Source organism: Streptomyces ambofaciens ATCC 23877 (assembly GCF_001267885.1).
GTDB lineage: Bacteria > Actinomycetota > Actinomycetes > Streptomycetales > Streptomycetaceae > Streptomyces > Streptomyces ambofaciens.
This window is the reverse complement of record NZ_CP012382.1, coordinates 4060228-4083480: the sequence shown is the minus strand read 5'-3', so window position 1 is coordinate 4083480 and position 23253 is coordinate 4060228. Positions and strand designations below refer to the sequence as shown.

The following is a 23253-nucleotide window of genomic DNA, read 5'->3' as shown; positions in this document are numbered from 1 at the left end:
CGTACGCGGTCGGCGCCCCGTCAGTCGCGGGGCAGCGGGCGGGCGTCGGGCGCCACATGGGTGGCCGGCGTCGCCCGCACGATCGTGATCAGACGGTCGGCCAACTCCAGCCCACCGACGGCCGGATCGTCGTATCCGAGCACCCGGTGTCCGCGCACGACGCTCACCACCAGGTCGTCCGTCTCGCGCGGGCTCCGGCCCACCTCGGCCTTTATGACCGGCCGCTCGACGAGGTCGAGCCCGCTGCCCTGGCTGATGAGGTCCTCCATGACCATGCCGGCGGCGGGGCTGAGCACGGAGAGCCCGAGCAGCCGGCCCGCGGCGCTGGCGCTGGTGATCACGGCGTCGGCGCCGGACTGCTTCAGCAGCGGCGCGTTCTCCTCCTCGCGGACCGCGACGACGATCTTCGCGCCCCGGTTGAGCTGCCGGGCCGTCAGCGTCACCAGGACGGCCGTGTCGTCCCGCTGGGTGGCGATGATGATCTGCTTCGCCCGGTACACCTCGGCACGGTTCAGCACGTCACTGCGGGTCGCGTCCCCTATCACCCCCGCGTAGCCGTGGGCCGTCGCGGCCTCGATGGCCTTCCCGCTGGGGTCGACCACCACGACCTGCTCCTTGCGCAGACCGGTCGCGCAGACGGTCTGGATCGCCGACCGCCCCTTGGTGCCGAAACCGACGACGACGGTGTGATCGCGCAAGGTGGACCTCCAGCGGTTCAGGCGCCACTCCTCCCGAGTGCGCTCGGTGAGGGCTTCCAGGGTGGTGCCGACCAGAATGATCAGGAACATCACGCGCAGCGGCGTGATGACGAAGATGTTGGTCAGCCGGGCCGCGTCACTGACGGGTGTGATGTCGCCGTACCCGGTGGTCGAGAGGGTGACGGTGGCGTAGTAGAAGGCGTCGAGGAGATCGACGGAGCCGTCGGAGTTGTCGTTGTAGCCGTCGGCGTCGGCGTAGACGATGAACGCCGTCGCCAGGAGGACCACGAGGGCCATGGACAACCGTTTGCCGACCTGGCGGATGGGGTGCTCCACCAGCTTCCTCGGGAGTTTCACCCGATGGGTCACGAGATGCTCGTCCGCCTGGCGGGCGATCGCGTCCTGGCCCGGAAGTTTCACGTGAAACACACTCCGATTCCGCCGGTGGTCCAGGGCAGGTCGAGCAGCTCGGTCTCCTGCCCCGGCCGCGCACCGCCCGGGGGCACGACGGCCAGGGCGTCGGCGGCGGCGATGCCGCGCAGCATGGCCGGTCCGTTGTAGCGCAGCGGCACGGCGCCGTCGCCCCGCAGGACGACGGGGACGAGCCGGGTGTCGTACGGGTGCCCGTGCACCGCGTCCCGCAGGGGCAGCGCGTAGGGTTCCGGCGCCTGGCGCGCGGCGAGGGTGCGCAGCAGCGGCTCGGCGAGGGTGAGCAGTCCGGAGATCGCGGCGAGGGGGTTGCCGGGGAGGCCGACGAGGTGCTGTTCCTCCTTGATCCGGGCCAGCAGCATCGGGTGGCCGGGGCGCACCTTGACGCCGTCCACGAGGAGTTCGGCACCGATCCGGTCCAGGACCGGGTGGACGTGGTCGACGGGGCCCGCGGCGGTTCCGCCGGTCGTGACGAGCAGGTCGGCGTCGGAGGCCGTCACGGTGCGGTACAGGGCCTCGGCGTCGTCACCGATCCGGCGGACCGTGCGGACCTCGGCGCCCAGGGCCCGCAGCCAGGGGGGCAGCATCGGGCCGAGCGCGTCCCGGATGAGGCCGTCGTGCGGCAGCCCTCCGGTGAGCAGCTCGTCCCCGAGGACCAGGACGTCGACGCGGGGGCGGGGGACCGCGGTGAGGGTGTCGTAGCCGGCGGCCGCCGCGAGGCCCAGCACCGCCGGAGTCACCAGGGTGCCGACGGGCAGCAGTTGGTCGCCGCTGCGGCACTCCTGGCCCCGCGGGCGGATGTCCTGGCCGTGGGCGACGTCACGGGTGGCCTGCAGCCGGTCCCTGCCGTCGGTGCGGCCGTGCTCGGTGCGCAGTACGGCGGTGGTGTCCTGGGGGACGCGCGCTCCGGTGGCGATGCGGACGGCCTCGCCGTCGGTGAGGCGCGCGGGCTCCGCGTGCCCGGCCAGCACGCCCTCGTCGCGTACCGCCCAGGGGCCCGGCCCGGCGACGGCCCAGCCGTCCATCGCGGAGGTGTCGAAGGAGGGCAGGTCGGTGAGGGCGGCCAGCGGCGCGGCCAGGGTCAGTCCGAGGGCCGCGTCCAGGGGCGCGGAGACCGGGTCCCGGTGGGCGGCGCGCACGGCGGCGCGGGCGGCGCGCTCGGCGGTCGCGCGTGCTTCGGGCCAGGGCGTCGCGTGGTGGTGGGGCCCCGGCGGCCGGAGCGGGGTGCCTTGGCTCGTGCCTTGGTGCGCGGCGGGTGAGGGCGCACCGGCCGGTACGGGGGCGCCGTGCGAAGGGACGGGTTTCTCCTTCACGAGGGCGAGCGCCTCCTCCACGTCGAGGTCTTCCGCTTCCTCGTCCGCCCGTGTGCCGGGGGAGGCCATCACGCGTCCGGGCGGGTGTCGGGGGCGGCGTCGGACGCCACGTCGGGCCGGCCCGCGGCGGGGGCGGACGCGGAGGCGGCCTCCTCGGCCCAGCGCTGGGCGAGGGCCGCGGCCTTGCGGGCGGCTTCGGCGACGGCCTCGGGGCCCCCTCCGGTCCGCCCGGCCGCGTACCCGACCAGGAAGGTGGTCAGCGGGGCCGCGGGCCTGGCCACACCGTGGGCGGCGTCCCGGGCGAGGTCGAGCAGGAGGTGTGTGTCGACCTCGAGGTCGATGCCCAACTCGTCCTTGGCTGCGGAGATCCATTCATCCAACACGTGACCATGCTCCCTGATGCGTGCCCTTGCGGTGGCGATGTCGTCCCAGGTGTCGCAGTCGAAGGACGCGACGGCGTCCGGAACGCGGGTGAGGCGGAGGGCGCCGGTCAGGCGGCGCAGGGGCAGGCCGCTGAGATCCGCTCCGTCCCGGGTGAGCGCGGCCAGTTCGCGGCGCAGCGCCCGCGCGCGGTAGGCCGCGACGAGGGGCTGGTCGCGGCCGTCGGCGTCGGTGAGCAGCACACCGTCGACGTCGCCGGCGGCGAGCGCCGACAGCAGGTGTCCGACGGTGGGCTCGGCGAGGAACGGCAGGTCGGCGGAGAGCACCAGCACGTGCTCCGCCGAGGTGTGACCCAGTCCGGCGGCCAGGGCGGCGAGCGGCCCGCCGCCGGGCGGGTCCTCGCGGGCCCAGGTCACCGGCCGTGCGGTGGGCCGTGGTCCGGCGACGACGACGGTGGTCCGCGCTCCGGCGCAGGCGGCGAGCACGCGGTCCAGCAGCGCGCGTCCGCCCACGCGGAGACCCGGCTTGTCCGCGCCGCCGAGCCGCCGGGCGGCCCCGCCCGCGAGCACGACGGCGTCGTACCCGGCGGACGCCGGGCCCGGCGCGGGTCCGGGGCCGGCGCCGGGTTCACCGGTGGGCTCGTACGCGGTCACCCCCTGAGTATGCGTCCCTGCTCGATCACAGGGAACGCGGGGGAGCACGCGCGATCAGAGGGTGCGCGTCGGCACCGGTGTCACAGCGTGCGCAGGAGCACCGCCGGCTGTTCCACGCAGTCCGCCACGTATCGCAGGAAACCGCCCGCCGTGCCGCCGTCGCACACCCGGTGATCGAAGGTCAGCGACAGCTGGACGACCTGACGCACCGCCAACTCGCCCTCGTGCACCCACGGCTTGGGGACGATGCGGCCGACGCCGAGCATCGCGGCCTCGGGATGGTTGACAATCGGTGTGGACCCGTCGACACCGAACACGCCGTAGTTGTTCAACGTGAAGGTGCCACCGGTCACTTCGCCGGGCGTCAGCCGACCCGCCCGGGCCGCCTCGGTCAGCCGGGCGAACTCCGAGGTGAGCGCCTCGGCGTCGCGCGCGTGCGCGTCCCGGACGACCGGCACGACCAGCCCTCGGTCCGTCTGGGCGGCGAAACCGAGGTGGACCTGGTCGAGTTGGACGATCTCCCTGGCCTCGGTGTCGACCGTGGAGTTCAGCTCGGGGAAGCGGGCCAGCGCGGCCGTGCAGATCCGGGCCAGCAGGGCGACGAGGGAGATCTTCGGCCCGCCGGCGGCGTTCATCGCGGTGCGCGCCCGCATCAGCTCGGTCGCGTCGGCGTCGACCCAGCAGGTCGCGTCCGGGATCTCACGCCGACTGCGGGAGAGCTTGTCGGCGACGGCGCCGCGGACGCCCCTGAGCGGGGTGCGGATGCCACCCGACCGCGCCGCGGAGGACGCGGAGGACGCCACGGTCGTGACGGGCGCGGAGGACGCGGAGGAGGCGGAAGACGCGAGGCCGGCCGGAGTGCGCCCCGCGCCTGCCGCCCGCGTCCCGTCCTCCTGGCCCGCCGTACGGCCGCCCTGCGCGGCGGCGGCGCGCAGCGCGTACTCCACGTCCGCCCGCAGGATCAGTCCCTCGGGGCCGGAGCCGGTCAGTTCGCGCAGGTCCAGGTCGTGCTGCCGGGCCAGCCTGCGCACCAGCGGGGAGATCACGGGGACGGGGCCCTCCGCGGCCGGATCGGCCCCGCGGTCCCGGCCGTTCGCCCCTCCGCCCGCCGCGGGGGACGCCTGCCGGTCCACCCGGACCCGGCGCCGGCGCGCGGGCGCCTCGGAGGTGCCGTACCCGACGAGGACGTTGCCCGAGCCCTCACTCCTGGACTCGCCGGCCTTCGGCTCCCCGGCCCCCGTGTCCGCCCCTCGTGCCGCCTCCGCCGCCTCGCCGCCCGTGCCCGGGTCCCGGGCCGGACGGTCGGCGGCGCTCTCGCCCACCGCCACCGTCAGCAGCGGCGCCCCGACGGGCAGCTCCGCGCCCTCCTCGCCGAAGCGGGCGGTGACCACGCCGCCGTAGGGGCAGGGCACCTCGACCATCGCCTTGGCCGTCTCGACCTCGACGACCGGCTGGTCGACGGCGACGACGTCACCGACCTCGACCAGCCAGCGGACGATCTCCGCCTCGGTGAGCCCCTCACCGAGGTCGGGGAGCTTGAACTCCAGCACCTGTGCCATCAGCTTTCGGCCTCCCACTGCAGGCGCCCCACGGCGTCCAGGATCCGGTCCACACCGGGCAGGTGGTGACGCTCCAGCATCGGCGGCGGATACGGGATGTCGAACCCGGCCACACGCAGCACCGGCGCCTCCAGGTGGTGGAAGCAGCGCTCCGTGACCCGGGCCGCGATCTCCCCGCCCGGGCCCCCGAAGGAACCCGACTCGTGGACGACGACCGCGCGTCCCGTCCGCCGCACCGAAGCGCACACCGTCTCGTCGTCGAACGGCACCAGGGAGCGCAGATCGACGACTTCGAGGTCCCAGCCCTCGGCCCGGGCCGCCTCGGCCGCCTCCATGCAGACGACCAGCGACGGCCCGTACGTGATGAGTGTGGCGCTCCGGCCGGGGCGCCGCACCACCGCGCGGCCTATCGGCTCAACGGGTGCCGGCTCCTGAGGGTTCCAGGCGTCCTTCGACCAGTACAGGCGCTTGGGTTCGAGGAAGACCACCGGGTCGTCGGAGGCGATGGACGCGCGCAGCAGCCCGTAGGCGTCGGCGACGGTCGCGGGCGTGACGACATGGAGCCCCGGAGTCGCCATGTAGTACGCCTCGGACGAGTCGCTGTGGTGCTCGACGCCGCCGATGCCGCCGCCGTAGGGGACGCGGATGGTCAGCGGCAGGGGCATCTTGCCGCGCGTGCGGTTGCGCATCTTGGTGACATGGCTGACGACCTGCTCGAACGCCGGGTAGGCGAAGGCGTCGAACTGCATCTCCACGACCGGGCGCAGCCCGTACATCGCCATGCCGACCGCCGTGCCGAGGATGCCGGCCTCGGCGAGCGGGGTGTCCGTGCAGCGGTCCTCGCCGAACTCCGCGGCCAGTCCGTCGGTGACCCGGAAGACGCCTCCGAGGGCGCCCACGTCCTCGCCCAGGACGTGCACGCCCGGGTCGGCGGCCATGGCGTCGCGCAGCGCGCGCGTGAGGGCCTGCGCCATGGTGGCCGGCTTGGCGGCGACGGTCGTCATCGGTGCCCCCCTTCGGCCGCCCCGGACTCGGCCTCCGCCGCCAGCTCCGCGCGCAGCAGGTCCCGCTGCTCGCGCAGCTGCGGGGTGGGCTCGGCGTAGACGTGGGCGAACAGGTCCATCGGATCCAGCCGCGGGTCCTGGTTCATCCGGGCGCGCAGGTCGGCGGCCATGGTCTCGGCGTCCTCGCGGGCGGCCCGGACTCCGTCCTCGTCGAGCAGGCCGCGCTCGGTCAGCTCCCGCTGGAGAAGATCGATCGGGTCGTGCCGGCGCCAGGTCTCCACCTCGGCGTCGCCCCGGTACCGCGTGGCGTCGTCGGCGTTGGTGTGCGCCTCGACGCGGTACGTCACCGCCTCCACCAGGGTCGGGCCGCCACCCGCGCGCGCGTGGCGTACGGCGTCGGAGAGGACCTCGTGCACGGCGGCGGCGTCGTTGCCGTCGACCAGGCGGCCGGGCATCCCGTAGCCGACGGCCTTGTGGGCCAGCGACGGGGCGGCGGTCTGCTTGGCGAGCGGGACGGAGATCGCGAAGCCGTTGTTCTGCACGAGGAAGACGACCGGGGCCTGCCAGACGGCGGCGAAGTTCAGCGCCTCGTGGAAGTCGCCCTCGCTGGTGCCGCCGTCGCCGACCATGGCCAGCGCGACCACGTCGTCGCCCTTGAGGCGGGCGGCGTGCGCGAGGCCCACGGCGTGCGGCAACTGGGTGGCGAGCGGGGTGGACAGGGGGGCGACCCGGTGCTCGTAGGGGTCGTAGCCGGTGTGCCAGTCGCCGCGCAGGAGCGTGAGCGCCTCGACGGGGTCGACGCCGCGGGCGACGACGGCGAGCGTGTCGCGGTAGCTGGGGAAGAGCCAGTCGCGCTCCTCGAGGGCCAGCGCGGCGGCGACCTCGCAGGCCTCCTGGCCGGTGCTGGACGGGTAGACGGCCAGTCGGCCCTGCTTGGTCAGTGCCGTCGCCTGCGCGTTGTACCGCCGGCCGCTGACCAGCCGGGCGTACAGCGTGCGCAGCAGGTCGGGGTCGGCCTGCCCGGCGGCCTCCGTGCCGAGGACGCGGTACGGCTCCGCGTCGGGCAGCAGCGGCGCGGGGTCGGTACGGGGCTGCCAGGCGGGCGGCGGTGTGGGCCGGTAAGCGCCCCGCTGCTCCATGACCGTCATGACGGCACCTCCTCGTGGGAGCGGCTTCGGGCTCGCCACGGGTGTGACGGGCCTCACCTACCGATTGTTCGGTCGCCGGCACATTTTGGCTACAGGCGGCCCCAGGCTGTGGACAAACGGTTCTCCACAGCCTGAGATGGACGCAGTACGTCCACGGCGGGAAGGCGGGGGCACATGGCATCTGAACAAATGGCCGAGCGCCCGCAGGACGCCGACGGCCCGGACGACGCCGGACCCCCGCCGCCCGCCCGTCCGCTGGACGCCATCGACCAGGACATCCTGCGCATGCTCCAGGCGGACGGACGCGCCTCGATACGCTCGGTCGCCGATCGGGTGCACGTCTCGCGCGCGAACGCCTACGCCCGCATCAACCGGCTCGTCGAGGACGGTGTCATCCGCGGCTTCGGCGCCCGCGTCGACCATGAACGGGCGGGGCACGGCACCTCGGCCTACATCACCCTGAAGATCGTCCAGAACTCCTGGCGCACCGTCCGCGCGCAGCTGCGGCAGCTCCCCGGGGCCTCCCACATCGCCCTGGTGGGCGGTGACTTCGACGTCCTGCTCCTGGTGCACACGCCCGACAACCGGGCCCTGCGCGAGCTGGTGCTCACCCGGCTCCAGGCCATCCCGGAGGTGCTCAGCACCCGCACCCTGCTGGTCTTCGAGACCGAGGACCTGGAACCGCAGAGCTGACCGCCGGACCGGGAGACGAGCCGAAAGCGAGCCTGTTCCCGGCCCAGTCGGCCCACTCGGCCCGAACGGCCCACTCGGCCCACTCGGCCCACTCGGCCCACTCGGCTCAGGAGGCCTTGCGCAGCCCCCCGAACACCAGGCGCGCCACCGCGTCGACCACCTCGCGTTCCCGTGCGCCGCCCCGGCCGTCGGGGCCCTCGGGGCGGTACCACTCCACGATCGAGTTGATCATGCCGAAGACCAGGCGGGTCGCGAGCCGCACCTCCACGTCCGCGCGCACGTCCCCCTCGGCCGCCGCCGCCTTCAGCAGGTCGGCGACCCGGTGGTCGAACTCGCGCCGCCGCTCCAGCGCCCACCGCTCGGTGTCCGTGTTGCCGCGCACCCGCAGCAGCAGGGTCACGTAGGGCAGCTCGGCCATGAGCACCTCGACCATGCGGCGCACGACGTACTCCAGCCGCTCGGCGGCGGACCCCACGCACGCGTGCTCCTCGCCGAGGATCCCGAAGAGCTCGTCCAGGGCCCGGCTCACGGCCCGGCGCAGCAGCTCCTCCTTGCCCGTGACGTGGTGGTAGATCGACGACTTGGAGATGCCGGCCGCCTTGGACAGGTGCTCCATGGAGGTGCCGTCGTAGCCGCGCTCGATGAAGACCTGCACGGCGACGGACAGGAGGGTCTCGGGCGTGTACGTGTCGCGCTTGGCGGTGGTCATGAGGGGGTGTCCTCCCCTGCGTCGGTCAGGTGCGCCTGACGGTTGAGCGCGCGGGACGGGGCGTAGCGCCCGGTGGGCTCGCGCAGGTGCAGCTCGCCGAGCAGGTCGTGCACCCACCACGGACCCAGCCGGCGGCCCCACTCGACGGGCCCGAGGGGATAGTTCACACCGAGGCGCATCGCGGTGTCGACGTCCTCGGCGGAGGCCACCCCCCGGGCGACCGCGTCGTGCGCGAGGTCGACGATCCGCGCGACCGTGCGCGCCACGATCATGCCGGGCACGTCGCCGATGACGCTGACCTGCTTGCCGAGCGCCTGGAAGAGGCCGGTGGCCTCGGCCAGGGTGCGGGGCGAGGCGGTCTGGGAGGGGGCCAGGGCGACGCGCGTGGCCCGCCGGTAGTCGAGGGCGAGGTCGAAGTGGACGACGTCGCCCAGCTCGGTGGAGGTCTGCCCTCCGGTGAGGTGCAGCCGTCCGCCGCCGGGCAGGGTGAGCGCCCCGGCCCCGGCGAGCGGCGCGAACGGCCGGTCGTCGCCGCTCTCCTCGCGGACCTCGATGCCCGCCTCACGGATCAGCTCGACCAGCTCGGCGGCGGGCCCCAGGTCGCCCTCGACGACCACGCGGGCGGGCCGGTCGGCGGGCTCGGCGGTGTGCGGCGCGGGCCGCCCGGCCCCGTCCCGGTAGTCGTACCAGCCCTGCCCGCTCTTGCGCCCGAGCCGGCCGGACTCGACGAGGCGGCGCTGGGCCAGGGACGGCGTGAACCGCACGTCCTGGAAGAACGCCTCCCACACGGAGCGCGTGACGGACTCGTTGACGTCCTGCCCGATGAGGTCGGTCAGCTCGAAGGCGCCCATCCTGAAGCCGCCCGACTCGCGCAGCACCGCGTCGATGGTGGTGGGGTCGGCGGCCCGCTCCTCGAACACCGCGAAGGCCTCCGCGTAGAAGGGCCGGGCGATGCGGTTGACGACGAAGCCGGGGGTGTCGGCGCAGGCGACCGGGGTCTTGCCCCAGGCGCGGGCCGTCTCGTACGCGCGCGTGGCCGACGCGGCGTCGGTCGCGTACCCGGAGACCACCTCCACCAGCGGCAGGAGGGGCGCGGGATTGAAGAAGTGCAGGCCGACGAAGCGGCCGGGTACGCGCAGCGCGCCACCGACGGCGGTGACGGACAGGGAGGAGGTGTTGGTGGCGAGCAGGCAGTCGTCGCCGACCACGTCCTCCAGCGCACGGAACAGTTCCCGCTTGACGTCCAGCCGCTCCAGGACCGCCTCGACGACCAGTGCGCAGCCGGCGAGGTCGCCGAGCGCCTCGGCGGGCTTCAGCCGGGCGCGGGCCGCGTCCCGCTCGGCGCCCGTGAGCCGCTCTTTCTCGACGAGCCGGTCGAGCCTGGCGCCGATCGCGTCGGCCGCTTCCCGGGCCCGCCCGGCGACGGCGTCGTACAGCCGTACGGGGTGGCCCGCGACCAGCGCCACCTGGGCTATGCCCTGGCCCATGGTGCCGGTGCCGACGACGGCCACGGGGCTGCTGAGGTCGAGTGCTGTCATGTGCGCGATCCTCCCGCACGGGGTTTTCCACAGATGCGGCGGTCCCCCTTGTCCCGACCGATCGTTCGGTTACTCTAGCCGTGTCCGCCTGTTTCTGCCCAGGTTTCCCCCCAGGTCACGAACTCGACGAAGGAGTCGACGGCGGGTTCGTGAGAGACGAGGAGTTGGTCCCGCATGGCCGCCGAACTCACCGCGCACCAGCTGATCGACCGGCACCGGCCGACCCTGGACCAGGCGCTGGAGACGATCCGCACGCGCGCGTACTGGTCCCCCCACCCCGAGCACCCCAAGGCCTACGGGGAGAACGGCAGCCTGGACACGGCCGCGGGCAAGGCCGCCTTCGACGCCCTGCTCGGCACCCGCCTCGACCTCGGCCAGCCCGGCACCGACGACTGGGTGGGCGGGGAGGTCTCCCCGTACGGCGTCGAGCTGGGCGTGACGTACCCGCACGCGGACGTCGACGTGCTGCTGCCCGCCATGCGGGCCGGCCAGAAGGCGTGGCGGGACGCGGGCGCCGAGCTGCGCGCCATGGTCTGCCTGGAGGTCCTCAAGCGGATCAGCGACCGGACGATGGAGTTCGCGCAGGCCGTCATGCACACCTCGGGACAGGCCTTCATGATGGCCTTCCAGGCGGGCGGCCCGCACGCGCAGGACCGCGGGCTGGAGGCGGTGGCGTACGCCTATGCGGAGCAGGTCCGCACCCCCGACACCGCGGAGTGGACCAAGCCGCAGGGCAAGCGCGACCCGCTGGCGCTGACCAAGCGGTTCACGCCGGTGCCGCGGGGCATCGGCCTGGTCATCGGCTGCAACACCTTCCCCACGTGGAACGGCTATCCGGGCCTCTTCGCCTCCCTCGCCACCGGCAACGCGGTCCTGGTCAAGCCCCACCCGCGCGCGGTGCTGCCGCTGGCGCTGACCGTGCAGGCCGCCCGCGCGGTCCTCGCCGAGGCCGGTTTCGACCCGAACCTGGTCGCGCTGGCCACCGAGCGTCCCGGCGAGGGCATCGCCAAGACCCTGGCGACCCGCCCCGAGATCCGGATCATCGACTACACCGGCTCCACCTCCTTCGGCGACTGGCTGGAGGCCAACGCCCGCCAGGCGCAGGTCTTCACGGAGAAGGCCGGCGTCAACACGGTCATCGTGGAGTCGACCGACGACTACCAGGGCATGCTCTCCAACCTGGCCTTCTCGCTGTCCCTCTACAGCGGCCAGATGTGCACCACCCCGCAGAACCTGCTCATCCCCCGCGAGGGCATCCGCACCGACCAGGGCGCCAAGTCCTACGACGAGGTGACCGCCGACCTGGCGCGGGCGGTGGACGGACTCCTCGGCGACGACGCCCGGGCGAACGCCCTGCTCGGCGCGATCGTCAACCCGGACGTCAAGGCCCGTCTGGAGGCCGCCGCCGGCCTCGGCGAGGTCGCCCTGGCCTCCCGCGAGGTGACCAACCCGGACTTCCCGGACGCGGTCGTGCGCACCCCGGTGATCGTCAAGCTGGACGGCGCCAAGCCGGACGACGAGGCCGCCTACACCAGCGAGTGCTTCGGCCCCGTCTCCTTCGCCGTCGCCGTCGACTCCGCGGACCACGCCGTGCGGCTGCTGCGGCACAGCATCCGGGAGAAGGGCGCGATGACGGTGGGCGCGTACACGAACGACACGCAGGTCGAGGAGGCCGTGCGGGAGGTCTGCCTGGAGGAGGCGGCCCAGCTCTCCCTCAACCTCACCGGCGGGGTGTACGTCAACCAGACGGCGGCCTTCTCCGACTTCCACGGCTCGGGCGGCAACCCGGCGGCCAACGCGGCCCTGTGCGACGGCGCGTTCGTCGCGAACCGCTTCCGGGTGGTGGAGGTGCGCCGGGAGGCCTAGGAGGCCCGGACCGCGCCCCCGGTCGCGCTCCAGTGGTACAGCGTCATGGCCACACTGGTCGCGAGGTTGTAGCTGGAGACCTGGGGGCGCATCGGCAGCGCCACCAGATGGTCGGCACGCGCGCGCAGCTCGTCCGAGAGTCCGCTGCGCTCGGAGCCGAACGCGAGCAGCGCGTCGTCCGGCAGCTTCAGCCCGCGGATGTCCTCGCCTTCCGGGTCCAGGGCGAACACCGGACCCGGCGGCAGGTCCCCGACGTCCAGCCGCTCCACGGCGGTCGCGAAGTGCAGCCCCGCTCCGCCGCGCACCACCGTGGGATGCCACGGGTCGAGCGGGCCTGTGGTGACGACACCGGTCGCCCCGAAACCGGCGGCCAGCCGGACCACCGCCCCCGCGTTGCCCAGGTTGCGGGGCTGGTCGAGGACGACGACGGGCGCGGTGCGGGGCAGGTGCCCCAGCGCCCGCAGCTGGGCCTCCCGCGCGGGCCGTACGGCCAGGGCGGCCACCGCGGTGGGGTGCGGGCGCGGGACGAGGGAGGCGTAGGTCTCCCGCGGCACCTCGGCCAGCAGAGCGTCCAGGGCCTCCCGCAGATCCGGAGCCAGCTCCTCGGCGAGGGCCAGGGCGCCCGCGCGGTCGCCGGTGACGGCCACCGGGACCTCGGCGCCGAAGCGCAGCGCGTGCTTGAGGGCGTGGAAGCCGTCCAGCAGCACGCACGCACCGGCGTGCCGGCGCCAGGCGCCCAGCAGGTCGGAGTCGGTCATGCCCCGAAGCCTACGTGCGCCTGCTCGGCGTCCCTCTTGTCCCCGGCCCCGGCTCCGGTCCCCGCCTCCGCACGGCCGCCCGTCCCGGTCGCCGCGCCGAGTGCCCCGGACCCGGTCCGGGGGCCGGGCACCGTCGCCCCGCCCTCGCGCCCGGCCCGCCGGCGGCCCGCCAGCCGGTCACGCACCCGCACGGCCCGGTCCCCCGCACGGCGCAGGAACGAGGTGGGCAGGAAGACCGCGTCGGCGGCGATCATCGCCAGCGAGAAGAACGGCAGCCCCAGCACGACGGCGATCACCGCGTGCTCCGTCATCATGGCGGCCAGCAGGACGTTCTTCACCCGCCGGTTGAACAGCGTGAACGGGAAGGCGACCTGCACGGCGACCGTGCCGTAGGTGATGAGCATGACCATGGTGCCGTTCGCGGACAGCGCGTCGGAGAGCGCGGGCCACGGCGAGAAGTAGTCCAGGTGCAGCGGGTAGTAGACCGCGGTGCCGTCCTGCCAACGCGACCCCTGGATCTTGTACCAGCCCGCGGTGGCGTAGATCAGGCAGGCCTCGGCCATGATCACCACCAGCGCGCCGTTGTGCACGATGTTGGTGATCACGTCGAGCAGCTGACGCGGCTCGCCGCTCCCGGTGAGGCGCCCCACGGCCCACCACAGGCCCTGCGCGACCCAGACCGCCCACAGCAGCGCCGGGACGAACCAGTCGCCGTCCAGTCCGCCCGCCAGCACCACCGTGAGCAGCACGAACCCGAACACGCACCACAGCGCCGGACCGACCCGGTCCACGACCCGCTCCCCGCGCGCGCGGGCCTCGTGCTCCCGCCGCGCCCGGCGCGCGTCCAGCGACCACACCTGGCCGCAGCGCGTGAGGACCAGGTAGATGCTCATCAGGTGCAGGACGTTGTCGCCGCCGTCCCCCATGAAGACGCTGCGGTTCTGCAGCGAGAGCACGCCGACCATGAAGAGGACGGACATGGTCCTGGTGCGCCACCCCAGCAGGAGCAGCACACTGCTCAGCACGGCCAGCGCGTAGACGATCTCGAACCACGCCCGGCCGTCGGACCACATCAGCGCCGTGAAGGCGCCGTTGTCCGCGATCAGCTGCTCGGCGAGGCCGTGGGTCCAGGGGCTGCCGGGCCCGTACAACTCGTCGCGGTGCGGAAGCTCGCGCAGCAGGAAGAGCAGCCAGGTGGCGCTGAAACCGATGCGGATCACCGCGGTCTGGTAGGGACCGAGGGCGGCACCGGTGACGCGGGCGATGCCGCGGGAGACCGAGAGGGTGATGCCGTTCACGCGGCTTCCCCTTCCTTCTCACGGGTGGACGCCGGCCACCAGGGCAGCTCGCGGTACGTCACCCGGTCGGAGACCTTCTCACCGCTCCACGAGGGCGGTTTCACGTTCGTGGTCCGGGAACGGTACTGGACGCGCTCGACGACACCGCCCGGTTCGGCGGCCTCGGCACGGTCCAGACGGAGCACCGCGATGCGCCGCAGGTAGGTCTCGGACAGCGTGCCCCGCAGGCCCACCGGGCGGTTGTCGGAGTCGTGGGTGGCGACGAAGAAGTCCCAGGCCCGGCGGAGTTCGTTCTGCTGGGTGTGGCTCGGCAGCGGGTTGCCGTCGATGGCCCGGCCGTCCTCGGCGGACAGGTCGTACCAGCCGGTCGTGCGTATCGAGCCGTCCGCCGCGCTCACCTCGGCGCGGACCTGGACGGAGACGTTCTGCTGGAGCGGGTTGGGCGCGAAGAGCTTCCAGTTCTGCTCGAACTCCGGGAAGACCCACTCGTCGACCGCGGCGCCGTGCTGCTTGGTGAGCGTGTTCGACGGGGCCACGTGCAGGAACACCAGGCCTATGTGGGCGCAGACGGCGACCGCGACGACCGCGAGGGCCACCACGGCACCGATCTGGTAGCGCGGGGAGAGCGCGGCGACACCGGTACGGGGCTCCGCGACCTCCTCCGGGGGACCGGCCACGGCCTCGGCGGCGACCCCGCTGGAGGCTGCGGCCTGGTCGGCGACCCCGACGGCGGCACCGGCCTCCCGGTCCGCCCGTCCCGGCCCCTCCGGCCCCTCCGTCCGCTCGGACGGTTCGGACGGTTCGGATGCCTCTGATTCTTGGGACTTCTCCGACTGGGACGGTTCGCGCGACCGTTCCGGCTGTCCGGGCCGGTCGGACCCGCCGGAGCCCTCCCGCTCGGACGGGCCCGAGCGTTCCCGCTCGGCCCGGCCCTCCCGCTCGTCCCGCCCCTGCCGGGCGCCCGAGCCTGTGTCGTACGCGTCCATCCCGCCCCGTTCCGGTCCCGATCCGTCGTTCCGCCCCCGTCCGCGCCCCACCGGGGCGCGCGGGCGCCACTCGTGCGGCTGCTCGGCGGCGTTCGAACGGGAACGGTACTCAGGACCGTCCGCCCGCACACCCCCGGCGGACCGACGGCGCCGTGGCCGTCACCACGTCCACCGCCCGAACCGGCACGGGCCGGCACACCCGCGGCGACGCGCAGGACGGACCGGACGGTCCTAGAGGACGTGCCCCGGCTCGCCCTTGCCGTCCACCACCGGCCGGCCGGCCGCGGCCCACACCTGCATGCCGCCGTCGACGTTCACGGCGTCGACGCCCTGCTGGACCAGGTACATGGTGACCTGGGCCGAACGTCCGCCGGACCGGCAGATCACGTGGACCCGGCCGTCCTGCGGCGCCGCCTCGGTCAGCTCACCGTACCGGGCCACGAATTCGCTGAGGGGAATGTGCAGCGCCCCGGCGGCATGACCCGCCTGCCACTCGTCGTCCTCGCGGACGTCCAGCAGGAAGTCGCCGTCCTTGAGGTCCGTGACCTCGACCGTGGGCACACCAGCTCCGAAACTCATGCCCCAGACGCTACCGGAGCCGGCGCCCCGGCTCAGTCCTGCCCGAGCGCCGCCGCCAGCTCCGACTCCCGCTCCCGCACCTGGGTCGCCAACTGCTCGGCGATCTCCTCCAGCAGGCGGTCGGGATCGTCCGGGGCCAGCCGGAGCATGGCGCCGATCGCGCTCTCCTCCAGCTCCTTGGCGAGCAGCGTGAGCATCTCCTTGCGCCGGTCGAGCCATTCGAGACGGGCGTACAGCTCCTCGCCGCGACTCGGGCGCCGCTCGGGCACCGGACCGGCGGCCCACTCCTCGGCCAGCTCCCGCAGCTGCGCCTCGTCACCGCGGGCGTAGGCGGCGTTGACCCGGGTGATGAACTCCTCACGCCGGACCCGTTCGTCCTCCTCCTGCGCCAGGTCGGGGTGGGCCTTGCGGGCCAGCTCGCGGTAGAGCTTGCGGGCCTCCTCACCAGGGCGCACCCGCTGCGGCGGGCGTACCGCCTGGTCGGTGAGCATCGCCGAGGCCTCGGGGAACAGCCCGTCCCCGTCCATCCAGCCGTGCAGCAGCTCCTCGACCCCGGGGATCGGCAGCAGCGCGGCCCGCGCCTCGTCGGCCCGGCGCCGGTCCTCGGCGTCGCCGGTGCGGGCCGCCCGGGCCTCCAGGATCTGCGCCTCCAGCTCCTCGAGCCGCGCGTACACCGGGCCGAGCCGCTGTTCGTGCAGCCGGGAGAAGTTCTCGACCTCCACGCGGAAGGTCTCCAGCGCGATCTCGTACTCGATGAGTGCCTGCTCGGCGGCCCGTACGGCCTGTTCCAGCCGTTCCTCGGGACGCGGCGCACCCCCCTGCTCGGGCTCAGCTTCCGGCGTCGTCACCCGTCCAGCCTAGGCCACGATCCGCCCGCCCCCTCCGGCCCGCGCGGCGGCCCGCCCGAGCCCGGGAACCGTCCTCACATCCCCCGCTCCGCCGCGACCCGCCCCGCCCGCACCGCGGCGGCCAGCTCGGCGTGATCGGCCTCCGTGCGGTCGGCGTAGGCCACGGCGAAGGCGGCCACCGCCTCGTCCAGTTCACCGTTCTTGCCGCAGTAGCCGGCGATGAGCCACGGGTCGGCGCTGTGCGCGTGGGCGCGGGCCAGCAGGGCCCCGGTCATGCGCCCGTAGTCGTCCATCTGGTCGGCGGCCAGGGCCGTGGCGTCGACGCTGCCCTTGCGGTTGCGGAACTGCCGCACCTGGTACGGCCGCCCGTCGACGGACGTCCAGCCCAGCAGGTTGTCGCTGACCACCTGCATCCGCTTCTGCCCCATGACCACCCGGCGCCCCTCGTGCGCGACCTCGGGGACGTCGAAGCCCGCGGTCGCCAGGTGCGGCAGCAGCGCGGAGGGCCGGGCCTCCTTGACCTGGAGCACGAGCGGCTCGCCGCGATGGTCCAGGAGCAGCACGACGTAGGACCGCGTGCCCACGCTGCCGGTACCCACGACCCGGAAGGCGACGTCGTGCACCGCGTAGCGGGCCAGCAGCGGCAGCCGGTCCTCGGACAGGGTCGTCAGGTACTGCTCCAGGGAGGCCGCGACCGCCGCCGCCTCCTCGTCCGTGACCCGGCGCAGCACCGGCGGAGCGTCCACGAAGCGCCGTCCGCCGTCCTCGGTGGACTCGGTCGACCTGGCGGCGAAGCGCCCGCTGGTGTTGGCCCGCGCCTTCTCGGAGACCCGCTCCAGGGTGCCGAGCAGGTCGTGGGCGTCGCTGTGGGAGACGAGTTCCTCGTCCGCGATGGCGTTCCAGGCGTCCAGCGCCGGGAGCTTGGCCAGCAGCCGCATGGTGCGCCGGTAGGCGCCGGCCGTGCCGTGGGCGGCCTCGCGGCAGGCGTCCTCGTCGGCTCCGGCCTCGCGGCCCGCGAGGACGACGGAGGTGGCCAGCCGCTTGAGGTCCCACTCCCAGGGGCCGAAGACCGTCTCGTCGAAGTCGTTCAGGTCGATGACCAGGTCACCGCGGGCGTCCCCGTAGAGGCCGAAGTTGGCGGCGTGCGCGTCACCGCAGATCTGCGCGCCGATCCCGGTCGTCGGCGTGCGCGCCAGGTCGTACGCCATCAGCCCGGCCGACCCGCGCAGGAAGGCGAACGGCGTGGCCGACATCCGTCCCGCCCGGAGCGGGACGAGCCCGGGTATCCGGCCGCGGTTGGACTCCTCCACCGCGCTCACCGCGTCCGGCCGGGAACCGTCCAGGTCGAGGGCGGCGTGCGCGGAGCGCGGGACGCGCGTGCGCAGCGCCTTGCCCTCGGCCTTCGGCGAGCCGCCGCAGGGCCACTCCGCGAACCCCGGCACGACCGGCAACCGCGCGCCCTCCTTCGCGCCCGCGGGCGCCCCCGCGTCCGTACCCGCCCCCTGCTTCGCCCCGGTCATCCCGGCCGCCCTCCCCGTTCCCCGTACCCGACTCGCACGCGACTCACCTGCACCCCGACCCGTACCCGACCCGCGCCTTGCCCGACGCGAGCCCTGCCCGACCCGGGCCTCACCCGACCCGACTCCTGCCCGACCCGACACCTACCCGACCCGCACCGCACCGTGCCGCCGCCGTCCACCGACGCCGCCGCGCCACGACCGTACCCCCGGCCGGCCCGCCCGTACACGGCCCAGCCCCAGCGCCCGCATAACGCCGGGCAGAGGGCGGAACAGGGGGTGCCCGCGCCCCCACCGGCGCGCCTACGGTTTCCAGCGATCACCACGGAGCGCGCCCGCCGAAGCCACAACGGCGGCCTGCCCCGCGCCGGCGGGCGCGCTCCCTGTCCCCGACGTCCCGGATGCCGCACGTCCCGTCCGCCTTCCCCAGGGACCACCCCCACCGAGGAGACCGAGGAACCGCCATGACCTCCGACACGCCCGCCGTCCCCGACGGCCCCGACCCCGCCACCGGTTCCGGCACCGGTTCCGGCCCCGCCACCGAGCCCGGCCCCGCCACCGCCCCCGCCACCGACCGCGGCATCAGCCGCAAGACGCTCCTCAGGGCGGCCGTCGCCGCCGGCGCGGCCGTCCCGCTGCTCGCCACCGGCTCCCTGGCGCTCGCCCGGGACGCCGTCCGCTCCTCCACCGACCGGCCCCTGCCGCCGACCCCCTTCTGCGACGACGGGGACGACCCGACGCCGGACCAGATGGAGGGCCCCTACTTCAGACCGAACTCCCCGCTGCGCACCGACCTGGTGACGCCCGGCACCGCCGGCACCCGACTGACCGTCAGCGGCTACGTCTTCGGCCGGAACTGCGTCCCCCTGCCCGGCGTCCTCCTCGACTTCTGGCAGGCCGACAACGCCGGCGCCTACGACATGGCCGGGTACGCCTTCCGCGGCCACCAGTTCACCGACGCCTCCGGCGGGTTCACCCTCCGGACGATCGTCCCCGGCCTCTATCCGGGCCGTACCCGGCACATACACGTCAAGGCGCAGGCCCCCGGTGAACCCGTCCTGACCACCCAGCTGTACTTCCCCGGCGAGCCCCGCAACGGCACGGACGCCCTCTTCGACCCGGCACTGCTGATGAACGTGCGCGCCGTCGGCGGCGGCAGGACGGCCACCTTCGACTTCGTCCTGAACGTGGACGGCGCCCCGGGCCCTGACCCCACCGAACCGCCGACCGACCCGCCGAGCGGCACCTGGACGGCCGGCCGCCCGTACGCCGTCGGCGACCGCGTGACCCACGGCGGCCGCTCCTACCGCTGTCTCCAGGCGCACACCTCGATGGCGGGCTGGGAACCGCCCAACGTGCCCGCCCTGTGGCGCTCCGAGCCCTGAGACCTTCCTCACAACGCGACGCCACACCGGAGGCCGGCGCACCGCGCCCAGGCATGCGAAAGCCCCCCAGGTCCGAGACCTGGGGGGCTTTCGACTGGTGCGCGAGGGGGGAGTTGAACCCCCACGCCCTTGCGGGCACTGGAACCTGAATCCAGCGCGTCTGCCTATTCCGCCACCCGCGCATTGGGTGTGTCCTCGGGGCCTTTCCTTGCGGTCCGGCGCCTTCCGACACGAGAACATTAGCACGCTGTACGGGGTGGATTCACATCCCTTTCCAGGCGGGAGGGGCCGGGGACCGGGGCGCCCGCCCTCCTTCGGGCACTCGTCCCGACTGCCGGCCGTTCACGTATCAACCTCGTACCGGTCCGGGCCGTCTCCCCGGGAGCCGGTAGGGGTCCGCGGCCAGGTGCGGGACACTGGTCTGCGGCCGCCTCTACGATCCTGGGCATGAGTACCTGCGGGAGCGCGTCCCGTGGGGCCCCGCGAGTTCGAAGGGGACCTTCGGCGGGAACTCCGAGAGGCGTCGACACCTGTCGACCGGGCCGACAGGGGGAACCAGCCGATCGACCGGCGCGTGGATACGATCAGTAAGCAGTACCAGGTGGACAGTGCGCGGGTGAGCGGTAGACACCCGGGCAGGACACAAGGCAGCAGTACGCAAGGCGGCAGTACACAACGCAGTACGCAAGGCAGCACGCAAGGCGGCAGTGCGCACGGCAGTGGACAGGACGGCAGCGACGGAGGAGGTGCCCCATGGGAGTCCTGAAGAAGTTCGAGCAGCGTCTCGAAGGTCTGGTCAACGGCACCTTCGCGAAGGTGTTCAAGTCCGAGGTGCAGCCCGTGGAGATCGCGGGAGCGCTCCAGCGCGAATGCGACAACAACGCGACCATCTGGAACCGCGACCGCACCGTCGTACCCAATGACTTCATCGTGGAGCTGAGCACGCCCGACTTCGAGCGCCTCAGCCCCTACTCCGGCCAGCTGGGCGACGAGCTCGCCGGCATGGTCCGGGACTACGCCAAGCAGCAGCGCTACACCTTCATGGGACCGATCAAGGTCCACCTGGAGAAGGCCGACGACCTGGACACCGGTCTGTACCGGGTGCGCAGCCGTACGCTCGCCTCCTCCAGCAGCCATCAGGGCGGCGGCCCGGCGCCCGCGGGCCCGGCCGCGCCTGCCGCCCCCTCCGGGCGGCCCGGCGCCCCGGGCGGTGGCTACGGGTACCCGCAGCCCGCAGCCCCCGCGGGCGCCCCGCCCATGCCGAGCGCCCCGCCGCCCGGCGGACGCCCCGGCGGATACGGCTACCCGCAGCCCGCGGGCGGCCAGCAGCCCCCGGCCGCACCCGCGGCCGGCGGACGCACCCGCCACTGGATCGAGATCAACGGCACCCGCCATCAGATCTCCCGCGCGACCCTCGTGCTCGGACGCAGCACCGAGGCCGACGTGCGGATCGACGACCCCGGCGTCTCCCGCCGGCACTGCGAGATCCGGACCGGAACGCCCTCGACGATCCAGGATCTCGGGTCCACCAACGGCATCGTGGTGGACGGGCAGCACACCACCCGCGCTACGCTCCGCGACGGCTCGCGGATCGTCGTGGGCAGCACCACCGTTATCTATAGGCAAGCCGAAGGGTGATCCGGGGGCAATGTCAGAGCTGACCCTCACGGTCATGCGGCTGGGTTTTCTGGCCGTACTGTGGCTGTTCGTGATCGTGGCCGTGCAGGTCATCCGCAGCGACCTGTTCGGTACGCGGGTCACCCAGCGCGGGGCGCGGCGCGAAGCCGCCCGACCACAGCAGGCCACCGCGCGCCAGGGCCAGGCGCCTCCACCGCAGCGCCAGCAGCAGAGCGGCGGCCGGGGCCGCCGGGGCGCGCCCACCAAACTGGTCGTGACGGAGGGCACCCTCACCGGCACCACCGTTGCCCTCCAGGGCCAGACCATCACGCTCGGCCGGGCACACGACTCGACGATCGTGCTGGACGACGACTACGCCTCCAGCCGCCATGCCAGGATCTACCCGGACCAGAACGGTCAGTGGATCGTCGAGGACCTGGGATCCACGAACGGCACGTACCTGGACCGGTCCCGGCTGACGACCCCCACGCCCGTTGCGCTGGGCGCGCCGATCCGCATCGGCAAGACCGTCATCGAGCTGCGGAAGTAGTGCTACACCAATGAATGAGCGCGAGCGGAGCGAGCACGCAGCGGCGGCCGGCACCCCGGGCCCCGGCGCGCTCCCGACCGGAGGGTGGGCAGTGTGGCTCGACACGACCGGCTGCAGTCGGAGCCGACGGGCGAGGTGCGCATGAGTCTGTCACTGCGCTTCGCCGCCGGATCGCACAAGGGCATGATCCGCGAGGGCAACGAGGACTCCGGTTACGCCGGTCCGCGCCTGCTCGCCATCGCCGACGGCATGGGCGGCCAGGCCGCCGGCGAGGTCGCCTCCTCGGAGGTGATCTCGACCATCGTCGCCCTCGACGACGACGTGCCCGGCTCGGACATCCTCACCTCCCTCGGCACCGCCGTGCAGCGCGCCAACGACCAGCTGCGGCAGATGGTCGAGGAGGACCCCGCCCTCGAAGGCATGGGCACCACCCTCACCGCCCTGCTGTGGACCGGCCAGCGCCTGGGCATGGTCCACGTCGGCGACTCCCGCGCCTATCTGCTGCGCGACGGCGTCCTCACGCAGATCACGCAGGACCACACCTGGGTGCAGCGCCTCGTCGACGAGGGCCGCATCACCGAGGAGGAGGCGGGCACCCACCCGCAGCGCTCCCTGCTGATGCGTGCCCTCGGCAGCGGCGACCACGTCGAACCCGACCTGTCCATCCGCGAGGTGCGGGCCGGCGACCGCTACCTCATCTGCTCCGACGGACTCTCCGGCGTCGTCTCCCACCAGACGATGGAGGACACCCTCGCCAGCTACCAGGGCCCCCAGGAGACCGTGCAGGAGCTGATCCAGCTCGCCCTGCGCGGCGGCGGCCCCGACAACATCACCGTCATCGTCGCCGACGTCCTCGACCTCGACACGGGCGACACCCTCGCCGGACAGCTCTCCGACACCCCCGTGGTCGTCGGCGCCGTCGCCGAGAACCAGGCCCAGTTCGGCGACAACGGCATCATGCAGACCCCGGCCGGCCGCGCCGCCGGCCTCGGCCGCCAGGGCGGCGGACAGCGCCGCGGGGGCGGCGAGTTCGGCCCGCCCGGCAGCGGTGACACCACCGGCTACATCCCCGCCGGCGACTTCGACGACTACGGTCCCGACGACTTCGTCAAGCCCCGCAAGAACCGGCGGTGGCTGAAGAGATCCCTGTACACCGTGCTCGCCCTCGCCGTCATCGGCGGCGGCGTCTACGGCGGCTGGCGCTGGACGCAGACCCAGTACTACGTCGGCACCAAGGACGACCACCTCGCGCTGTACCGGGGCATCAGCCAGGACCTCGCCTGGGTGTCGCTCTCGAAGGTCCAGAAGGACCACCCCGAGATCGAACTCAAGTACCTGCCGCCCTACCAGCAGAAACTGGTCGAGGCCACCATCCCCGAGAGCGACCTGAACAACGCCCGGGCCAAGATCGAGGAACTCGCGGTGCAGGCCTCGGCCTGCAAGAAGCAGGCCGACCGGCGCACCGCGGAGACCGAGAAGAACGCGAAGACGGGCGAGGGCGAGGCCGGAGGCACCACGGGAACCACTCCCGCCTCCTTCACGTCCAAGGCCTCACCGACTCCGAACGTGTCACCGAACGCGTCGCAGTCGCCGAAGGCACCCGAATCGTCCGAGTCCCCGTCCACGACCGCACCCACTCCAGGCTCCGGACCGACCCTCTCGGAGGAAGAGCAGAAGGTCGTCTCGCTGTGCGGTAAGCAGTAGGCAAGCCGTGAGAGGCCCTG

The 23253-nt window shown here is 73.7% G+C and carries 20 protein-coding genes and 1 tRNA gene; 6 read left to right on the top strand and 15 right to left on the bottom strand.

The genetic code is table 11. From position 1 onward, the window contains the following. Positions 1–20: 20 nt before the first annotated feature. The 6 genes from SAM23877_RS18170 to pdhA all read right to left on the bottom strand — a co-directional run bounded on the left by SAM23877_RS18170 (position 21) and on the right by pdhA (position 7185). Positions 21–1118, bottom strand: a complete 1098-nt coding sequence (locus tag SAM23877_RS18170; protein ID WP_053134100.1) for a potassium channel family protein — start codon at positions 1116–1118, stop codon at positions 21–23. Continuing rightward, a complete protein-coding gene (locus SAM23877_RS18165) occupies positions 1115–2509 on the bottom strand; it encodes a molybdopterin molybdotransferase MoeA (RefSeq protein WP_053134097.1) in 1395 nt (464 codons plus the stop codon). Before SAM23877_RS18165 ends, SAM23877_RS18170 begins: the two co-directional genes overlap by 4 nt. Further along, complete coding sequence (locus SAM23877_RS18160; protein ID WP_425314760.1) at positions 2509–3474, bottom strand: NTP transferase domain-containing protein; 966 nt, start codon at positions 3472–3474, stop codon at positions 2509–2511. Before SAM23877_RS18160 ends, SAM23877_RS18165 begins: the two co-directional genes overlap by 1 nt. Before the next feature lie 80 nt (positions 3475–3554). Next, positions 3555–5033 carry a dihydrolipoamide acetyltransferase family protein gene (locus tag SAM23877_RS18155; RefSeq protein WP_053134094.1) on the bottom strand — a complete coding sequence of 493 codons (1479 nt, stop codon included), beginning with the start codon at positions 5031–5033 and terminating at the stop codon, positions 3555–3557. After that, positions 5033–6037, bottom strand: a complete 1005-nt coding sequence (locus SAM23877_RS18150; RefSeq protein WP_053134091.1) for an alpha-ketoacid dehydrogenase subunit beta — start codon at positions 6035–6037, stop codon at positions 5033–5035. Before SAM23877_RS18150 ends, SAM23877_RS18155 begins: the two co-directional genes overlap by 1 nt. Next, positions 6034–7185, bottom strand: coding sequence for a pyruvate dehydrogenase (acetyl-transferring) E1 component subunit alpha (gene pdhA, locus SAM23877_RS18145; RefSeq protein WP_053134087.1), 1152 nt, complete (start codon positions 7183–7185; stop codon positions 6034–6036). Before pdhA ends, SAM23877_RS18150 begins: the two co-directional genes overlap by 4 nt. Before the next feature lie 174 nt (positions 7186–7359). Here pdhA and SAM23877_RS18140 point away from each other — a divergent pair, with 174 nt between their 5' ends. Beyond that, positions 7360–7878, top strand: a complete 519-nt coding sequence (locus SAM23877_RS18140) for an Lrp/AsnC family transcriptional regulator (RefSeq protein WP_174532230.1) — start codon at positions 7360–7362, stop codon at positions 7876–7878. Positions 7879–7984: 106 nt separating this feature from the next. On the opposite strand, the gene SAM23877_RS18135 is transcribed toward SAM23877_RS18140, so the two are convergent. Both SAM23877_RS18135 and SAM23877_RS18130 read right to left on the bottom strand, forming a co-directional pair. Continuing rightward, a complete protein-coding gene (locus SAM23877_RS18135) occupies positions 7985–8587 on the bottom strand; it encodes a TetR/AcrR family transcriptional regulator (protein WP_053134081.1) in 603 nt (200 codons plus the stop codon). After that, positions 8584–10125 carry a 3-hydroxyacyl-CoA dehydrogenase gene (locus SAM23877_RS18130; protein WP_053134077.1) on the bottom strand — a complete coding sequence of 514 codons (1542 nt, stop codon included), beginning with the start codon at positions 10123–10125 and terminating at the stop codon, positions 8584–8586. Before SAM23877_RS18130 ends, SAM23877_RS18135 begins: the two co-directional genes overlap by 4 nt. Positions 10126–10299: 174 nt before the next feature. On the opposite strand from SAM23877_RS18130, the gene paaN reads away from it, so the two are divergent. Beyond that, positions 10300–11991: a phenylacetic acid degradation protein PaaN gene (gene paaN / locus SAM23877_RS18125; RefSeq protein WP_053134074.1), complete on the top strand. Its 1692-nt coding sequence runs from the start codon at positions 10300–10302 to the stop codon at positions 11989–11991. On the opposite strand, the gene SAM23877_RS18120 is transcribed toward paaN, so the two are convergent. The 6 genes from SAM23877_RS18120 to SAM23877_RS18095 all read right to left on the bottom strand — a co-directional run bounded on the left by SAM23877_RS18120 (position 11988) and on the right by SAM23877_RS18095 (position 17980). Further along, positions 11988–12749 carry a TrmH family RNA methyltransferase gene (locus SAM23877_RS18120; RefSeq protein WP_053134071.1) on the bottom strand — a complete coding sequence of 254 codons (762 nt, stop codon included), beginning with the start codon at positions 12747–12749 and terminating at the stop codon, positions 11988–11990. The genes paaN and SAM23877_RS18120 overlap by 4 nt on opposite strands. Next, positions 12746–14047, bottom strand: coding sequence for an HTTM domain-containing protein (locus SAM23877_RS18115; protein WP_053134067.1), 1302 nt, complete (start codon positions 14045–14047; stop codon positions 12746–12748). The genes SAM23877_RS18120 and SAM23877_RS18115 overlap by 4 nt, the downstream gene beginning before the upstream one ends. Next, positions 14044–15033 carry a DUF5819 family protein gene (locus tag SAM23877_RS18110; protein WP_053134064.1) on the bottom strand — a complete coding sequence of 330 codons (990 nt, stop codon included), beginning with the start codon at positions 15031–15033 and terminating at the stop codon, positions 14044–14046. The genes SAM23877_RS18115 and SAM23877_RS18110 overlap by 4 nt, the downstream gene beginning before the upstream one ends. 231 nt (positions 15034–15264) lie before the next feature. After that, positions 15265–15594, bottom strand: a complete 330-nt coding sequence (locus tag SAM23877_RS18105) for a rhodanese-like domain-containing protein (protein ID WP_053134062.1) — start codon at positions 15592–15594, stop codon at positions 15265–15267. A gap of 50 nt (positions 15595–15644) precedes the next feature. Beyond that, positions 15645–16460, bottom strand: coding sequence for a hypothetical protein (locus SAM23877_RS18100; protein WP_053134059.1), 816 nt, complete (start codon positions 16458–16460; stop codon positions 15645–15647). A 74-nt stretch (positions 16461–16534) separates the two neighbouring features. Then, positions 16535–17980 (bottom strand): DUF2252 domain-containing protein, encoded by a 1446-nt coding sequence (locus SAM23877_RS18095; RefSeq protein WP_053134056.1) that lies wholly within the window; start codon positions 17978–17980, stop codon positions 16535–16537. A gap of 461 nt (positions 17981–18441) precedes the next feature. On the opposite strand from SAM23877_RS18095, the gene SAM23877_RS18090 reads away from it, so the two are divergent. After that, a complete protein-coding gene (locus SAM23877_RS18090) occupies positions 18442–19362 on the top strand; it encodes a dioxygenase family protein (RefSeq protein WP_053134053.1) in 921 nt (306 codons plus the stop codon). Positions 19363–19457: 95 nt separating this feature from the next. On the opposite strand, the gene SAM23877_RS18085 is transcribed toward SAM23877_RS18090, so the two are convergent. Continuing rightward, a tRNA-Leu gene (locus SAM23877_RS18085) sits at positions 19458–19544 on the bottom strand. 571 nt (positions 19545–20115) lie between these two features. On the opposite strand from SAM23877_RS18085, the gene fhaA reads away from it, so the two are divergent. The 3 genes from fhaA to SAM23877_RS18070 all read left to right on the top strand — a co-directional run bounded on the left by fhaA (position 20116) and on the right by SAM23877_RS18070 (position 23233). Further along, positions 20116–21000, top strand: coding sequence for an antibiotic biosynthesis regulator FhaA (gene fhaA / locus SAM23877_RS18080; RefSeq protein ID WP_053134050.1), 885 nt, complete (start codon positions 20116–20118; stop codon positions 20998–21000). A gap of 10 nt (positions 21001–21010) precedes the next feature. Further along, positions 21011–21529, top strand: a complete 519-nt coding sequence (gene fhaB, locus SAM23877_RS18075; RefSeq protein WP_053134047.1) for an antibiotic biosynthesis regulator FhaB — start codon at positions 21011–21013, stop codon at positions 21527–21529. Positions 21530–21670: 141 nt separating this feature from the next. Continuing rightward, on the top strand, positions 21671–23233 hold the full coding sequence (locus tag SAM23877_RS18070; protein WP_053142594.1) for a Stp1/IreP family PP2C-type Ser/Thr phosphatase: 1563 nt from the start codon (positions 21671–21673) through the stop codon (positions 23231–23233). Positions 23234–23253 lie beyond the last annotated feature (20 nt).

Excerpts from the sequence above, each read along its gene's own strand:
- SAM23877_RS18165 (WP_053134097.1), bottom strand. The coding sequence starts at position 2,509 with ATGGCCTCCCCCGGCACACGGGCGGACGAGGAAGCGGAAGACCTCGAC.
- SAM23877_RS18155 (WP_053134094.1), bottom strand. The coding sequence starts at position 5,033 with ATGGCACAGGTGCTGGAGTTCAAGCTCCCCGACCTCGGTGAGGGGCTC.
- SAM23877_RS18150 (WP_053134091.1), bottom strand. The coding sequence starts at position 6,037 with ATGACGACCGTCGCCGCCAAGCCGGCCACCATGGCGCAGGCCCTCACG.
- pdhA (WP_053134087.1), bottom strand. The coding sequence starts at position 7,185 with ATGACGGTCATGGAGCAGCGGGGCGCTTACCGGCCCACACCGCCGCCC.
- SAM23877_RS18140 (WP_174532230.1), top strand. The coding sequence starts at position 7,360 with ATGGCATCTGAACAAATGGCCGAGCGCCCGCAGGACGCCGACGGCCCG.
- SAM23877_RS18135 (WP_053134081.1), bottom strand. The coding sequence starts at position 8,587 with ATGACCACCGCCAAGCGCGACACGTACACGCCCGAGACCCTCCTGTCC.
- SAM23877_RS18130 (WP_053134077.1), bottom strand. The coding sequence starts at position 10,125 with ATGACAGCACTCGACCTCAGCAGCCCCGTGGCCGTCGTCGGCACCGGC.
- paaN (WP_053134074.1), top strand. The coding sequence starts at position 10,300 with ATGGCCGCCGAACTCACCGCGCACCAGCTGATCGACCGGCACCGGCCG.
- SAM23877_RS18120 (WP_053134071.1), bottom strand. The coding sequence starts at position 12,749 with ATGACCGACTCCGACCTGCTGGGCGCCTGGCGCCGGCACGCCGGTGCG.
- SAM23877_RS18110 (WP_053134064.1), bottom strand. The coding sequence starts at position 15,033 with ATGGACGCGTACGACACAGGCTCGGGCGCCCGGCAGGGGCGGGACGAG.
- SAM23877_RS18095 (WP_053134056.1), bottom strand. The coding sequence starts at position 17,980 with ATGACCGGGGCGAAGCAGGGGGCGGGTACGGACGCGGGGGCGCCCGCG.
- SAM23877_RS18090 (WP_053134053.1), top strand. The coding sequence starts at position 18,442 with ATGACCTCCGACACGCCCGCCGTCCCCGACGGCCCCGACCCCGCCACC.
- fhaA (WP_053134050.1), top strand. The coding sequence starts at position 20,116 with ATGGGAGTCCTGAAGAAGTTCGAGCAGCGTCTCGAAGGTCTGGTCAAC.
- fhaB (WP_053134047.1), top strand. The coding sequence starts at position 21,011 with ATGTCAGAGCTGACCCTCACGGTCATGCGGCTGGGTTTTCTGGCCGTA.
- SAM23877_RS18070 (WP_053142594.1), top strand. The coding sequence starts at position 21,671 with ATGAGTCTGTCACTGCGCTTCGCCGCCGGATCGCACAAGGGCATGATC.